The sequence below is a fragment of the Endozoicomonas sp. SESOKO1 genome (assembly GCF_024606265.1).
GTDB lineage: Bacteria > Pseudomonadota > Gammaproteobacteria > Pseudomonadales > Endozoicomonadaceae > Endozoicomonas.
Map to the genome: position 1 here is coordinate 1 of NZ_JAHHPP010000274.1, position 13,741 is coordinate 13,741.

General features: G+C 49.6%; 14 protein-coding genes. 3 read left to right on the forward strand and 11 right to left on the reverse strand.

Going from position 1 to position 13,741, the window contains the following annotated elements; all coding sequences use genetic code 11:
- Nucleotides 1-19 precede the first annotated feature (19 nt).
- From msrA to hemG, 4 genes are all read right to left on the reverse strand, one after another.
- Entirely contained in the window at nt 20-682 is a 663-nt protein-coding gene (msrA, locus tag KDK13_RS12265; RefSeq protein ID WP_257285259.1) for a peptide-methionine (S)-S-oxide reductase MsrA, read from the reverse strand.
- Nucleotides 683-733: 51 nt separating this feature from the next.
- On the reverse strand, nt 734-1,552 hold the full coding sequence (locus tag KDK13_RS12270; protein ID WP_257285260.1) for a M23 family metallopeptidase: 819 nt from the start codon (nt 1,550-1,552) through the stop codon (nt 734-736).
- A gap of 160 nt (nt 1,553-1,712) precedes the next feature.
- A complete protein-coding gene (locus KDK13_RS12275; RefSeq protein WP_257285261.1) occupies nt 1,713-2,312 on the reverse strand; it encodes a hypothetical protein in 600 nt (199 codons plus the stop codon).
- A 142-nt stretch (nt 2,313-2,454) separates the two neighbouring features.
- Nucleotides 2,455-2,994: a menaquinone-dependent protoporphyrinogen IX dehydrogenase gene (gene hemG / locus KDK13_RS12280; protein ID WP_257285262.1), complete on the reverse strand. Its 540-nt coding sequence runs from the start codon at nt 2,992-2,994 to the stop codon at nt 2,455-2,457.
- Between the two features lie 268 nt (nt 2,995-3,262).
- On the opposite strand from hemG, the gene dps reads away from it, so the two are divergent.
- Nucleotides 3,263-3,745: a DNA starvation/stationary phase protection protein Dps gene (dps, locus tag KDK13_RS12285; protein WP_257285263.1), complete on the forward strand. Its 483-nt coding sequence runs from the start codon at nt 3,263-3,265 to the stop codon at nt 3,743-3,745.
- A gap of 94 nt (nt 3,746-3,839) precedes the next feature.
- Here dps and KDK13_RS12290 read toward each other — a convergent pair whose 3' ends face one another.
- The 5 genes from KDK13_RS12290 to alaE form a co-directional block, all read right to left on the reverse strand.
- Nucleotides 3,840-4,763, reverse strand: coding sequence for an ABC transporter permease (locus tag KDK13_RS12290; RefSeq protein ID WP_257285271.1), 924 nt, complete (start codon nt 4,761-4,763; stop codon nt 3,840-3,842).
- A gap of 50 nt (nt 4,764-4,813) precedes the next feature.
- Nucleotides 4,814-5,794 (reverse strand): ABC transporter permease, encoded by a 981-nt coding sequence (locus tag KDK13_RS12295; RefSeq protein ID WP_257285264.1) that lies wholly within the window; start codon nt 5,792-5,794, stop codon nt 4,814-4,816.
- Between the two features lie 328 nt (nt 5,795-6,122).
- The gene (locus tag KDK13_RS12300) at nt 6,123-7,688 is read right to left on the reverse strand and encodes an ABC transporter substrate-binding protein (protein ID WP_257285265.1); all 1,566 of its coding nucleotides are present in this window, start codon (nt 7,686-7,688) and stop codon (nt 6,123-6,125) included.
- 129 nt (nt 7,689-7,817) lie between these two features.
- Nucleotides 7,818-9,581, reverse strand: coding sequence for an ABC transporter ATP-binding protein (locus KDK13_RS12305; protein WP_257285266.1), 1,764 nt, complete (start codon nt 9,579-9,581; stop codon nt 7,818-7,820).
- Nucleotides 9,582-10,087: 506 nt separating this feature from the next.
- Entirely contained in the window at nt 10,088-10,516 is a 429-nt protein-coding gene (gene alaE / locus KDK13_RS12310; protein WP_257285267.1) for an L-alanine exporter AlaE, read from the reverse strand.
- A gap of 735 nt (nt 10,517-11,251) precedes the next feature.
- On the opposite strand from alaE, the gene thiM reads away from it, so the two are divergent.
- The gene (thiM, locus tag KDK13_RS12315; RefSeq protein ID WP_257285268.1) at nt 11,252-12,061 is read left to right on the forward strand and encodes a hydroxyethylthiazole kinase; all 810 of its coding nucleotides are present in this window, start codon (nt 11,252-11,254) and stop codon (nt 12,059-12,061) included.
- The gene (locus KDK13_RS12320) at nt 12,058-12,600 is read left to right on the forward strand and encodes an SCP2 domain-containing protein (RefSeq protein WP_306671103.1); all 543 of its coding nucleotides are present in this window, start codon (nt 12,058-12,060) and stop codon (nt 12,598-12,600) included. The genes thiM and KDK13_RS12320 overlap by 4 nt, the downstream gene beginning before the upstream one ends.
- On the opposite strand, the gene KDK13_RS12325 is transcribed toward KDK13_RS12320, so the two are convergent.
- Both KDK13_RS12325 and KDK13_RS12330 read right to left on the reverse strand, forming a co-directional pair.
- Nucleotides 12,597-12,791, reverse strand: coding sequence for a hypothetical protein (locus KDK13_RS12325; RefSeq protein WP_257285269.1), 195 nt, complete (start codon nt 12,789-12,791; stop codon nt 12,597-12,599). The two genes, KDK13_RS12320 and KDK13_RS12325, sit on opposite strands and share 4 nt — an antisense overlap.
- Before the next feature lie 32 nt (nt 12,792-12,823).
- On the reverse strand, nt 12,824-13,672 hold the full coding sequence (locus tag KDK13_RS12330; protein ID WP_257285270.1) for an IS1380 family transposase: 849 nt from the start codon (nt 13,670-13,672) through the stop codon (nt 12,824-12,826).
- Nucleotides 13,673-13,741: the final 69 nt, after the last annotated feature.

The window sequence follows — 13,741 nt, forward strand, 5'->3', positions numbered from 1 at the left end:
GCCATCGCAGTAGGGCAGTCTATTCTCGGTCAGGCTCCTGGGAGCCAAGACAAACACCGGTGCCCTTCAAGCCACAGTAACCGCCGGGATCCCGGGCCAGGTATTGCTGATGATAGTCTTCTGCGTAGTAGAACGGTGGAGCCTTTCGAATTTCTGTCGTAACGTCTGAATAGCCCTGCTGTCGCAGAGACTTTGAGAATTCATTCCTTGAGCTTTCAGCCAATACAGCCTGTTCTTCAGTGGTAGTGTAAATGGCTGAACGGTACTGGGTACCGACATCGTTACCCTGCCTCATTCCCTGGGTGGGATCATGGGATTCCCAGAAGCGTTTTAACAGGGCCTGTATCGTTACCTTTTCAGGATCATAAACCACCATCACCATTTCGGCATGACCGGTTTCTCCGGAGCAGACTTCTTCATAAGTAGGGTTGGGCGTATAACCACCGGCATAGCCAACAGCCGTTGTATAAACACCGGGCAGTTGCCAGAACAGCCGCTCAGCTCCCCAGAAACAGCCAAGCCCCAGGTAGATTGTCTGCAAGCCATCAGGAAATGGGGGGATCAATGGGTGTCCATTCACATAATGCCGGGCTGGAACCGGCATGACGTCTTCCCTTCCCGGCAGGGCATTTTCCTCAGATGGAAGTAGCTGTTTATCAGGGTCTTTAGCAAAAAATGTCATGGTCATGTCCTCCCTGGCAGGGATCATAACATACCACAGGGTGTACTGGGTTTACTGATCGCCAAGGGTTAACAAGGCAGGGTCAAGTCGCTTGTCAAACCAGTTATAACGCCAGTCAAGATGCGCACCGGTAACCCGGCCAGTAGCACCTACCTCACCGATTATTTGTCCTCGTTTGATAGCAGCCCCCGCTTTCACGGAGACCTGGCTGAGATGGAGAAAGCTGGAGAAAATACCATGGCCATGATCAATAATAATGGTGCCGCCGGAATAGTAGAGGTCTGAGTCCACCAGTTGCACAACGCCATCAGCGGGTGCCGCTACCGGCGTACCGGTGGGTACGGCGATATCCAGACCGTAGTGTGGGCGCCCCGGTTTACCGTTATACACCCGCTGGCTGCCATAGACACCACTGATGCGACCTTTCACCGGCCAGCCAAAGCCGTTAAAAAAATCTTCCTGATCCGTATCAGGAACTCTGGCGTCGCGCACTTGCCCAGCTTCTCTGCGAATACGGGATAACACCCGCTCATCCGGTGATACGTATTTTCTGGCAATACCGGTCAACCGCTGGATATTATATTTCCGTGGCTTAAGGGTTAAATAAAAGGTCTTCCGTTTGCCACTGGCAAAATGCTCTGTATAAGACTGCTTCAGGTGCGCATCACGACCAAAACCAAGAATAAAGCGCCCATCTCTTGCTACCCTGACTTCCCGGTTGTCGTAAACAATCCGGCTCCCCGGTGATGCCTGACCGATAAAAATACCGCCGGGTGTCAGCTGGCTCTGCAGACCTTCTGCATGCGCTATCACGGGAAACACCGGAAACACCAAAAACACCAGAAGAAAAAAAACTGTGGCGAGGTGCATTCAGCCATTCTCCTTTCATCCATGGGTATAATTACTCAACAAAATCGGTGAGATTGTTGGTTTAGAATATAAGCAAATCTCTCTAACCTTCAATTCCACATCAGAATTGGTGCAATGCTTACCGGTGTTTTTACCTCCGTCAAACTCAAGGATTCAGGAACTAATTAAGTTCGGACAATTCCTGACTCAATTTCCGTGCGATCCATGGTTTCTGCGGCAGTGGCGCGTCCAGGCCGGGTTTGTCCAGGGTTGCCGCATGATAAATGACCTTTGGTATCTGAACCACGCTCAGCGCAAGACCAATACCAGCAGATGCCAGGGTGGCAAGCCCGCCAATACCCAGTCCGAGGACGGCACCGCCCCGGATGCCTACCTCTTTTCCAACCAAGGCACCGGCAATAACATAGGGCTCACAAGAGAAAGTCAGCAAATCCAATACCTGAGGTATCATACCCGCAGTAAAACCTGCCGTAGTCCCGACTCCCACACCGACACCCATGCCCAGGAAGACTCCCGCAGAGCCTCCAGTCAACATGGTGGTATAGATTCGGTTTCTGGTAGCCTTTAATGGATAAACCAACCGGTCTTTTAATGTTGGCTTTTCCAGGGAGTCAGCACTTGACCCTTTATTTTGGATAGCTTTATCAGTTGACCCCGCCGTAGCCTTCCTGTGGCAGTAGAGTCCTTTTCGGCTCCTGCCAGATGATTCTTTCGTACCAAAAGAGAAGTTTGCTCCAATGCCGGAAATTCTTGAATCCATAGATACACTCCATTGTCTTTAGTTTGCTTTAAAAAGCAGTTTTACTGAGCGTTATATTCATGCTATGGAAGTAAAGTACAAAAAGCTGAGCCAAAAGTGCATAACATTCTGTTTAGTATTCCTGACATCACTGACAGACGGCTTATTTTTGAAAGTCCCGGCTTAACTGTTCTGCAAACGCCTTAACCCGCTTCCAATCGGTAAACTCAGTATTCCCGGTAACGTCAGTAGGTCCCCCGGTCAGCTTCATAATCAAGCGGATCATCTGTTTATCAATCCAGCGATATCGGGTATACAGCAGAGCACCGGCAAATACTTCCACCCGGTCCGGAGTCCATGAAATCTGTTTCAGGAATTTCTGCAGATAACGGTTGTTATGGGGATCCCGTCGTTCAGGCTTTCGGGCGGTCAGGTTGACGGAAAAGAAGTAACCCGGAATGGTTGACAGTTGATCACTGTATTCCCTGATAAACCGGTAACAGGATTTATGGTGCCTGCCATAACGAATCGAACAGCCAAGAATGACACCATCATAAGACTGAAGTGAGAAGCCTTCTTTAAGATCTGCGATAGAACTGACAAACGTTTCATGACCAGCCTGCGCCAGACAGTAGCCAATTCTTTCGGTAATTTTCCGGGTCTGGCCTTCACACCCCAAGTACAACAACGCTATACGGGACATATTTAAATTCGTGAGTAATTATAAAACCGGTATTTGAGCAGATAGTAACCAAGTTATAAGTAAGCATTGTTAACACAGGTCAATAAAGCTGCAAATATCCTGACGGCTTTATCGTGCCCCCTTTTTTGTACAAACCGATATTTCTCTCCTATGTTCTTATCATAGTTTGCCAGACTATCTGTCCACTGCCTTATGAATCGGAAAATCCCTGAACTTGGCTGGCCATTTTCATAAACCCACCGGGAAAAGTAACAACTGGAGTCACACCATGTCCCATACTTACGAAACCTTGCCTGAAAATGTTAAGCAATATTCTGCACAGGAGCTTCAGAAGGTCCTCTACAGTGCCATTGACCTGAACATGCAAATCAAAGAGTCTCACTGGACCATGGCAGGCCGAGAATTTCTTTCTGTGCACCGTCTATTCGATGAAGTTGCAGAGGTTATCGAAGATACCGTTGACGATATTGCCGAGCGAATCGCTCAGCTCGGGCATAAACCGGATGGTACCCTGCAGAAGGTAGCTGAAAAAACGTCGCTGCCCACTTACCCGAAATCATTCAGTTCGATTGATGAGCATATTGAAGTAATTGGTCAACGCCTGGCCTTTGTGGCCAGTCAGGCCCTGCAGGCCATGGCCAATATGGAAGAGAACGGAGACCCCATTTCCGTCGACCTTCTGACCGCCAGAACACGGGAAATTGATAAGCTTACCTGGCTGGTTGAATCACATCTGCCGCAGAAAAAATAGTTTTTAAACCACAAAGACACAAAGTTTTCTATGGCTGCCATGGCAGTTCCAAAGGAGCCAGCAGAAGACTTTGTGACTCAGTGTCTTTGTGGCTTCAGCCCTTATACAATTTTGGATTCAATACATCCCTGAGCCAGTCACCCAGCAGGTTAAGCACCAGCACCAAAACCACCAGCACCATCCCTGGAATGACCGTAATCCACCAGCTGCCGGAGAAGATATACTCAAAACCACTGGAGATCAGGGAACCCAGCGAGGGCTGGGATACCGGCATACCCAGGCCAAGGAAAGACAACGCCGCCTCACTGATAATCGCGTTGGCAATCTGCACTGTGGAGATCACCAGAATAGGCGACAGTGCATTTGGCAGGATATGTCGGAACATAATGCGCCCGGCGCCAAAGCCCATGACCCTGGCCGCCTCTACATACTCCTTCTTCTTTTCTGCCAGAACCGATGCCCGCACCGTACGGGCATATTGAGGCCATTCGGCAATACCAATTACCATTATCAGCATGAACATGGCCAGCTTGCTGTAAAGCTCCGAACCAAAAGAGGCCTGGAAGACCGCCAGCACGATAATCGCCACCATCATGGTAGAAAACGACAGCTGAATATCTGCAACCCGCATCAGGAAGCTATCGATTCGTCCACCGAAGTAACCGGCAGTCAGGCCCAGAACGATACCCAGAAAAGCCTGCAGCAAAACAGCAAACAGACCGATGGCCAATGAGATGCGCATACCATAGAGAATGGTGCTGAACAGATCACGGCCCTGGTCATCGGTTCCCAGCAGGAAACGTTCATCCCCCTCTTCGGCCCACACCGGGGGAATTTCTGAATCCATAATATCAATGGTTGAGAGATCATAGGGATTGGTTGGCGCCAGGATTGGTGCCAGCAGCGCAGCGCCCACAAACAGTGCAAAAACCAGGGCACAGACCATGGCCACCTTGTCACGGGTGAAGCTGTACCAGAAGACAGAGTTCCTGAAACGGTCCCAGCGCCCCATACGCATGGTAACCGCAGGAGATCCCTGATCGACCGGCGCGTTGGCTATCAATTCACTCATGAGGCACTCCTCGCCAGTCTAACGGTCGGATTAATCAGCCCATAAAGCAGATCAACCAGCGTGTTCACCACCACAAAAATGGCACCCACGACAATCAGGTAAGCAACAATCAGCGGCGTATCTACCCGGTTGACCGCTTCCAGAAACAGGAAGCCCATGCCCGGCCACTGGAAGACAGTCTCCGTAAGAATGGTATAAGCGACCATGGTTCCGATCTGCACACCACCAACGGTAATAACCGGCAGCATGGTGTTCTTCAGGGCATGGAGAAAGTAAATACGCGCCTTTTTCAAACCTTTCGCTTTAGCAAACTTGACATATTCGGTGTGCAGCACTTCAGACATTTCAGAGCGAATAAGCCGGATAAACAGTGGCAGCATAATGCTGGCCAGTGAAATGGCCGGCAGGATCAGGTGCAACAGGCCATCTTTGGTAAACAGGCCACTCTCCCAACCACCGATGACCGGCACCAATTCACCACGACCATAGGATGGCAACCAGCCCAGCTCAATTGAGAACAGGTAAATACTGAAAATAGCGGTCAGAAAGACAGGGACAGAAATACCGAGAATACTGAACCCGAGAATTAACCGGGTCAACCAGCTGTTGGGCCTGATGGCACAATAGACACCAGCGGGAATAGACACCAGAATAATGATCAAACTCGCGGCAAACACCAGCTCAAGGGTGGCTGGCATTTTGGCAAATATAACGTCAAGCGCAGGCTCTTTGAAAAAATACGATTGCCCCAGGTCGCCCTGTAACGCCTTGCCCATAAATCTTGTGTATTGAGTGAGGAACGGATCATTAAGCCCCATCTCGTCACGCAACTTTTCACGTTCGGCTTCTGACACCGATTGCCCTACCAGCTCCCGGAGTGGATCCCCAAGATTGTCCTGTATGGAAAAGCTGATAATGCTGATGACAAACATCACTATCAGCCCCTGCATAAGCCTACGCATTAAAAATAACAGCATAAATAACCTTCAGATGCCCATAGCCTGCGATGCCAATAGTCGTCGTACCGGATAACTTCGAAACAAGTAACCGGTGCTGACAGCAGTCACTTCGCCCAGCGAGCTAAGGAATTGTCCCGAAATAATTTCCACATTTTGATCTCGATCACCGTTCATCCTGAGCTTGTCGAAGGGTGATTGGCACAATACATGAGACCGGAGTTCACGCCTTTAGGCCCTATGGGTCCTTCGACAGGCTCAGGACGAACGTAGTTTTGAAACTCAGAAATGTGAAAATTATTTCAGGACAATTCCTAAGTGACCACTGCCGTTCTTCAGATCAGAGTTATTACTCCTTGATCACCAGGTCACCCAGGTAAGGGAAGTTCATCACGTTAACAACGTCTTTGGCAGCTACATTCTTGCTGGCACCCCAGGCAAGGTTTTCCCAGTGCAGAGGAACAAAAGCCGCTTCTTCATAGAGCGTACGCTCAACGTCCTGCAAGATTTGCGTCCGTACGGTTGGATCTGTTTCAGAGCCAGCCTTCCTGACCAGGGCGTCTAACGCCTCATTGCAGTAATTACCGGAGTTGTATTGTCCCCAGCCGGAAACGGAATCAGCACAGGCGGTGAGGTACTCGGTAAAGTTGGCGGAATCTTCGGTATCGGAGTGCCAGCCAATCATCATCATGTCGGCAGAGCGCTCATCAAACTCCGGCCAGTACTGAGCTTTTGGCAGCGTTTTCAGGTCCACCTTAATGTTGATTTTTGACAGCATGGAAGCCACCGCCTGGGCGATCCGGGCGTCGTTCACATAGCGGTTGTTGGGTGCCAGCATGGTGATGGAGAAGCCATCTTCATAACCGGCCTCTTTCATCAGCTGCCTGGCCTTTTTCAGGTCATAGCGTGGCTGCAGATCATCAACATAACCGGCGTAGCCTTTTGGCCCCTGCTGACCGGCAGGTGTCGCAAAGCCTTTCATGATTTTCTTAACGATACCGTCATTGTTGATGGCATAGTTAATGGCCAGGCGAACACGCTTGTCCCTGAACGCTTCAACACGCTCCTGGTTCAGCTGGAAACTGATGATACGGGTACCACCCAGTGTGACCAGGTCCGTATTGGCAGACTTCTGAATGCGCTTATGATCGTTAGGTGGCACAGGGAAGATAAAGTCCACGTCACCCGACAACAGAGCGGCCACACGAGTTGGGCCTTCTTTAATGGGTGTCAGAACAATCTCGTCCACATTACCCGGTGATTGCTTATCCCAGTAACCATCAAAACGTTCGAAGTCGACACGGACACCCTGCTGCCGCTCGGTCACAATGAACGGCCCGGTACCAGAGGCATTTTTAGAGGCATAGGTGTTGCCATGCTTCTTCAGCAAAGACTTCTCCTGGCCTTCGCTGTCCAGACCTGCATAAAACTTGCTGTCCATCGGGAAGAGGTAGGTGGCAGAGTTCAATACCAGGGGAAATGCATCTTTGGTTACCAGGTCAAAGGTATAGTCGTCAATGACCTTAACGGTTTCAAAAGGCTCAAACACCGCTTTGAAGTCCGGACTGCTGACCAGACGCTCAAATGTCCATTGGACGTCGGCAGACGTCAGTGCATTACCGCTGTGGAATTTAACGCCTTTACGAAGGGTAAAGCGCATGGTCCTGTCATCAATACGCTGCCACTTTTCAGCCAGGCGGGGCACAAACTGAAGATTGTCATCCCAGCGAACCAGTGGATCAAACACCAGGTGAGACAATTGCAGTGTTGCACCGGACAGCTGCTCATGGGGATCCAGAGATACCGGATCCGAGTCGTAGGCCATTTTCAAAGTAGCGGCCTGGACCCCTACCGCCAGCGATGCGGCAAGCATCATCCCGGCCAGTCTTTTCATAGGTCTAACAGAGAGCTTCATGTTTTTTTATTCCCCCATTACAGGTGTTTTACTGATTAAAATAATTGCCACCCTCCAGACAGCCAGGCGACATACAACTCCGTGTCAATTTCAGTCCATGGTTTTTAAGCATGGTTTTAAATATGGTTTTCAAGAATGTGCTGCAACGCTGGATTCAATATCCAGACCACTGCGGGACAGATTCTCAACCCTTGGCATCATATTGATCAGATGCCGGGTGTACTCATGGTGAGGGTTACTGAAGATCCGGTCAGTCTCTCCCACTTCCACCAGTGTTCCCATCTTCATAACCCCAATCCGGTCACACATCTGAAGAATGACCGGCAGATCATGACTGATAAACAGCATGGTCAGACCCAGCTCTTCCTGAAGGTCTTTCAACAGGTTGAGGATCTGCGCCTGTACCGATACATCCAGGGCCGAGGTTGGTTCGTCACAGATCAGAAAACGGGGGCGGGTTGCCAGCGCCCTGGCAATGGAGATTCGCTGGCGCTGGCCACCGGAAAATTCATGGGGGTACTTGACGCCAGCCGCACGTCCCAGACCGACATGATCCAGAAGGTCAGCCACGATTCTATTGATCTGGCGTTCTGCCTCGGCCAGGTTATGAAAACGAATAGGCTCGGCAATAATGTCCTGCACCGTCATGCGGGCATTCATGCTGGAATAGGGATTTTGAAACACCATCTGGATCTGACGACGAAATGGCTTACGCTGTTTTTCCGTTAGCCGGGTAATATCCTGGCCAGCAAACTCAACCCATCCGGAATCTGGTGGATATAGGCCGGCAATGACCCGGGCTATGGTCGACTTACCAGACCCGGACTCTCCAACCAGCCCAAAGGTTTCACCCGGGTAAATCTCAAAAGACACCTGGTTGGATGCCTGGATGTAACGGCGATTTTTTTCAAAGAACGCAGACTGGGTTTCAAAGCGCAGGTTAATGTCTTTTACTCTCAGCAGAGCACTCCCTGACTGTGGATGGTCGCTGATCCTGGCATTCAGCTCAGAAAGACTCTCTTTCTGGCCCAGCCAGTGATTCTTCACATCAATATGCCGGCCCTGCTCTTTTTCGATGTACTCAACCCTTGGAAAGCGGTGCAATTTGATATCCGTTCTGGGCACCGCACTGATCAGGCTTTTGGTATAAGGGTGTTCGGGGCGACATAGAATCTTTTCGGTAGAACCCAGTTCTACCAGGTCGCCCATGTACATAACGGCAACGCGATCCGTCACATTGGCAATAACACCCATATCGTGCGTGACCAGAAGGCAACCAGCGTCCCTTTCCTTACAGAGTTTGCGGATCAGTTCGAGAATCTGATTCTGAATCGATACATCAAGTGCCGTGGTTGGTTCATCGGCAATAATCAGTTCAGGGTCACCGGACAGGGCAATGGCAATAACAACACGCTGTCGCATACCTCCGGAAAACTGGTGAGGATACTGCCTGATACGAACCTCAGGCTCAGTAATACCGACAGAGGTCAGCAGTTCAATTGACTTTTCATAGGCCCTGGCCTTGTCAAGCCCCAGATTAACCATGATGGTTTCCACCATCTGGGTTTCAATGGTCAACAGTGGGTTAAGAGACGTCATTGGGTCCTGGAAAATAAACCCGATACGACGACCACGAATCTGGCGAATGGCTTCTCCACTGAGGCCGTTGATGGCCAGACCATCCAGCTTAATGTTGCCACCAGCCACCACGCCGGGAGGACTCAGCAAATCAATGACGGCATTGCCAACGGTGGATTTACCAGCCCCGGACTCACCGACAAGGCCCAGTATTTCCCCTTTTTCGAGGCTAAATGAAACCCCTTTGACAGCGACAGCAGTGCCATGACGAGATGGAAACTCGATGCGCAGCCCTTCTACTTCCAGTAAGGACATGCTTCCCCCTTGTGGTGCTCAGTCGTCTTCAGAAAATGCTTCTGAAATTGGCAAGTCATGGTGCAAGACGCTGCCGGGCACAGGATAACCATGGCCTCACCATGGAAGACAGCGCAGCTTGACTTACGACAGATACGAACGATAAGTGATACAGCTTGTTATACCCCATAACAGCCGTCACAAAATGCATGAGATGCTCAGGCCAGACTCACGGGTGACATGAGTGCATGGAGATTTTGTTCTTAGTGCTAATCTGGTGGAGGGTATCCAAACCAGGCAGTAAATTTCTTCCAGGGCAGGCCACCGGGTAGGCGGAATTACCTGATATCCAGAGAAGACACAGGGCAAAGCCCTGAAACAGGTTATGCTGCCGAGACGACGAATTGTGCAGACGAACACGACAGCGCCCGTGCATCTTCATCGGGCATACGCCGACATAAGTATAAATTGTGCCGGCTCGTTACGGAAAATCACTATACAGTCAGGAATAAAAAATAAAAAGATATTTATGCAGCAGGAATAGCCACAGGCTTGAACCAGTTACGACAGAACTGCATATAAATTCCGTATGGACGACCCATGACCAGCATCGCCCCTACCTGCCCTGCACAGGCAACCAGCAACTGCTCCAGACTGACCCCGGTGGACAATAACAGCGAAGCATACAGCGGAATCTGGAACGACAGAAACGCCAGGGCATCAAGCAGCGTGATTTGTATAAAGCCATTACCGATAAAGCGGCCACGACCAATCAGCCAGTCACGATATAAGCCATAAGCCCTTGCCGTTAACAGATTAACGGGAATACTCATCAGACGAGATTGCAGCGACTGTTCAAAACTCAGCCCTGCCAGCAGTTCAACGCTCATACCCACCACAATGCCAAAGGTGATCATGGCAAAGGTGTCTGCCAACATATCCCGATTGAGAACCATCGCCCTCGCTCCTGAAACAAAAAGCCCTGATTTAATGGGGCAAAAAAAAGAGCAAAAAAATCTCCGTGCCGATTTTCTGAAAGGGAGGAACCGGAAAATTCTTTTGAAGTTAAATTGATCTCATCAGTGTGCTCAGGAAAGGTTCTGAAGACCATTCCGCAGGTAAAGTCAGAGATCTGACCGGACAACTGATGAGCAGAAAGCTGAATCAAAACAGCAGTAGTTACGCGGTAAAATATCGCTGGATCTGGAAAAAAACAATAGCTTATTAAACCATACTTAGACTATATACAGAGTATATTTTTACAATCAGTTTGATAAATAGAGTTATTCACCAACAACAAAAAACCTGATAACAAATGATCTACTATTGAAAGCATTTGTCACTGACAAAACCCTGATAACGTTGCTTGCGTGCCTGTTGAATCAGGATTTTCCGGTGAACGGAACATTGAGGCTGTACCAGACAAGAACCCCTTAGGATGACGTGGAGACACAATAAGCTGTGGAAGGCTGCCACTCATATAGAGGCCAGGAACCGGCCCACAGGCAAACCGACCTATGTCGAGATCGTTTTTCCGGCTTTTGCGACAGCCTCATATAACGTTTTCTGAGCCAGGCTGATCGTTCCACTGAGCTGACAACAAAACATCAACGGTTCCTGACAGTGACCAATGTCAATTCACTCCCCATCAAACATCATTATTATTAAACATGGATAACAAGGTCTTTCCTATGCAAGAACAAATTATTCATTCGCTGCATGAACTGCGAAAAAAGCAGCCGCTGGTTCACAATATCACCAACGATGTGGTCACCAACACGACAGCCAATGCCCTGCTGGCTATTGGCGCATCCCCAATCATGGCCCATGCCATCGAAGAAGTTACAGACATGGTGGGCATTACCAGCAGTCTGGTGATCAACAGTGGAACGCTGACCAGTGACAGTCTGAACAGCATGCTTCTGGCAGCAGACACAGCATGTCAACTGGGTAAGCCCTGGATTCTTGACCCGGTAGGCGCAGGTGCAACGCCCTTCCGGCTGACAGGCAATAAACAGTTACTTGAAAACAAACCATCTGTCGTACGGGGCAATGCATCGGAGATAAAGGCCCTGTTTACTGATGCCAATGAGGGGAAAGGTGTCGACAGCAGCAGCAGCAGTGAGTCTACTCTGCACTTTATTCAGGAAAAGGCCCGTGAACATCAAGTGATTATTGCCGTCACCGGTGCTACCGATTATGTGACCGATGGCTATGAAGTCTACAAAATCAATAATGGCCACCCTATGATGGCAAAAGTAACCGGCACCGGTTGTACAGCAACGGCCATCATTGGTGCCTTTCTTGCCGTCTGTAATACACCACTGGCTGCGGCCGTATCAGGCCTTACCTGTCTTGGCATTGCTGGTGAACTGGCCAGTATGGATTGCCCGGGTCCCGGTTCTCTGCAACTGCGCATGCTGGATGAGCTATACCGCCTGGATCAGGCCACCATTGAAAAATTCGAAAAAGTAAGCAATATGAGAAGGAGCTGTCATTGAGTCTACTGCCATCTTTTAGACTTCCTCTTCCCGGTATTAACGCTCGGGAGAAATTCAAAAAACCGGGTATTGAGTTGCTGGGCCTGCCTGTCAGGCTGTTGCCATCAACCATGGTCAACAAACCTCTGACCAGAGCTATTAACCACATCTTCCATACGCCTGTAAAAGAAGGCGATTTTGATTTCCTGGAAAATCGCTGCCTGAAAATTCACATTACTGATATAGACATCAGTTTCTGCATCAGCTTTGATGGCAGTCAGCTGACCGCTACCAGCCCACGACACTTTCTACACCACTATGATGTTGAATTCCGGGGCGATAGCAAAGCTTTCCTGAAACTGGCCAGCCGACAGGAAGATCCGGATACATTGTTCTTCCAGCGCAGCCTGATGATTGAGGGTGATACGGAACTGGGGCTTGGGGTAAAAAACCTGCTGGATAGCCTTGAGCTGGAGCAGCTGCCGATTCCGGTGCAGAAGCTGGCGTGGTTAGGGCAGAAATTGCAGAAAAAAATTCCATTGGCCAAGGTGCAATCTTAGCCCGAATATTTCATAAACGCTGCTACAGCTCGAATGATTGATTTTTTTTTTGAACAAACATAGCCTGTCAGATCGTAGCAGCGTATTTCTCTGCGGTGATATTGTGTCCCGCCATGGCTTTTTGTCAAAAAACATACCGATTTACCTGGCACCAGGCGCACTGAACCCTCAACCTCTTTCAGTTGATTCAATAAAACGCCTGCCAACTTAAAAGTTGTGTCTCTTATCCCGGCTTGAGGACTGGCAGAGTAGCAAAAGCCTCTGTCACTCGTTGCAGCAACACTTTCATTGGGTTGCTGCTGGGCAGATGTAACTTAACACGGTCTTTATACTCCACCACCTTAACGGCAATTTTGAACAGCTTGGCGATCACTGTTGAAGGCTGAGCCCTCTGCATCTCTGTATCCTTCAATACAGTGGTTCTCATTTCGTAATGCAGAACATATGCGGCACAGGCGTAGTACATACGCAATGCATTCGCCCGAAAGCCCATATCCGATGTCCGATCACAGGACAGATCATTTTTCAGGTGTTTGATGTAGTTTTCATCCTGTCCTCTGGGGCAATAGAACTGCTCATAAACGCACCGGGCTGAGGCATTCTTGATTGATGTCACTACAAAGCGAGGGTTGTCACCCATCTGGTTCACTTCAGCCTTGTATATGACACGTGTATCCAGCCCTTTCCAGCTCTTCGCCTGATACTGTGCCTCGCCATACAGACGCGCCCGGTAAGGTATCGGTAATTTATTTAATCGGGCGTAAGCTGTACGTGTTTGCAGACAATAGCGAGCTTCTGCCATGCTTTCGTCCGACATTGGCCGTAAGGCCGTTGGATGCCCAGCGCCTTTACCCAGCACATAATCAGCCGCTTTATCCTGCTCAACAACGTGCATCAGCTCAGGTTGGGCAAAGTGACTGTCTCCTCGGATAATGAGATGTGTTTTCGGCCAGGACTGCCGAACCAAGGCCAGAAGACGTTTAACAATGGCGGCATTTTCCCGTCCCGAAGGTGTTTTACCCGGCCGAAGAATGGCTGTGATCAACTTCCCGCTCAAACCTTCAAAAATCATCAGTGGCAAGTAGCGTGAGAAAACAGCCTGTCAGTGGAAATCTTCAATGATTAAGTAAGGCCACAGACT